Origin of the sequence: Nocardia sp. NPDC052001, assembly GCF_040680615.1 — a bacterium.
In the GTDB taxonomy this organism is placed as follows: Bacteria; Actinomycetota; Actinomycetes; order Mycobacteriales; family Mycobacteriaceae; genus Nocardia.
Window position 1 is genome coordinate 1 of sequence record NZ_JBFAXC010000037.1, and the last position, 1,486, is coordinate 1,486.

The following is a 1,486-nucleotide window of genomic DNA, read 5'->3' on the forward strand; positions in this document are numbered from 1 at the left end:
GAAGTTTCCAGTCATGATGGAACTCGCGCATCGCACCGCACGAGCCAGAGTCTGACCCGGAATTTTCCTGACCCGAACGGGTGTCTTTCGAAGGACCCGTCGACCTGCTTCCCGACCGATGCGGTGGGCGAGCATGATGGCAACTCGCTCACCGCATTACCCCGAACTCGGGTGTGACTCCGAAGTTTCCTGACCCCAGCGGGTGTCCTTTTCGGGACCCGTCGACCCGAGTTCGGGCCGGTGCGATGCGCCCACCCCGAAATCCCGCCCAGGTCCTGCGCATCGACGGTCGTGACCTGATAGGAGCCTGCCGCACAGCCGGCCCATGACTGGCCTGTCCGACCCACCGCAGCACGCGCAGCACCTGCCGATCCCAGAGAAAGGCAGCACCCGCCCGATGACTTCCTCCCTCGTCGCGCTCGCGGTGGTCTATGTCGGTGTCGACACCCATGCCGACACCCACCACGTCGCGATCGTCAACGAACACGGCAAGAAGCTCGCCGACCGCGAATTCCCCACCACCGCAGCCGGTTACGCGGCCATCGAACGATGGATCACCTCCTTCGGTCGGGTCGCGCGGATCGGTATCGAAGGCACCGGATCCTATGGGGTCGAGCTGGCCCGCTACCTGCACGAGCACGGCCACGATGTCGCCGAGGTAGCGCGCCCGAACCGCCGGCTGCGCCGCGCCCAGGGCAAGACCGACACCATCGACGCCTACGCCGCGGCCCGTCGACTACTCGACGAATCCGGTGTCACCGCACCGAAACTGCGCAACGGCGCGATCGAAGCCGTTCGCGCGTTGCGTGTGGCACGGCACACCGCGGTCAAGGCCTCCACCGCCGCGCTCAACGCGCTGCGCGGGCTGATCACGACCAGCCCGGAAACGCTGCGCAGCCAGCTGCGCGGCCTGTCCCGCGCCAAGTTGTTGGCCACCTGCGCCGCGTTCCGACCCGATACCGGTCACCTCGCAGACCCGGTTCATGCCACGAAACTTGCGCTGCGTTCACTCGCCGCGCGGGTCAAGGAGGCGCAGGATCAGGCCGACCAGCTCGAACGCCACCTGCATCGGTTGCTGAAGCAGGTCGCCCCGAACACGCTGAACGTGTTCGCGCTCGGACCCGATACCGCTGCGGCGCTGGTGATTTCGATCGGCGACAACCCCCACCGGCTGATCGGCGAAGCCGCCTTCGCCCACCTCTGCGGAGTCGCTCCCATTCCCGCATCTTCCGGCAAAACCGTCCGACACCGACTCCACCGGGGCGGAGACCGACAAGCCAACCAGGCGCTGCACGTCGCAGTGATCGTGCGGCTACGTTACGACCAGAGAACCAGAGACTACGTCGCTCGCCGCACGGCCGAAGGCAAGACCAAACCCGAGATCATCCGTTGCCTCAAGCGGTATCTCGCACGCGAGGTATTTCAAGCCCTCCGAACCGACTTCCGCACGTCGGCATCGGCAGCTTGACATCTATAGGAGCGTCCT

1 protein-coding gene is annotated in these 1,486 nt (G+C 66.0%); it reads left to right on the forward strand.

The window, feature by feature from the left end; translation table 11 throughout:
* Positions 1-325 precede the first annotated feature (325 nt).
* A complete protein-coding gene (locus AB0L82_RS43640) occupies positions 326-1,468 on the forward strand; it encodes an IS110 family transposase (protein WP_364651607.1) in 1,143 nt (380 codons plus the stop codon).
* Positions 1,469-1,486 lie beyond the last annotated feature (18 nt).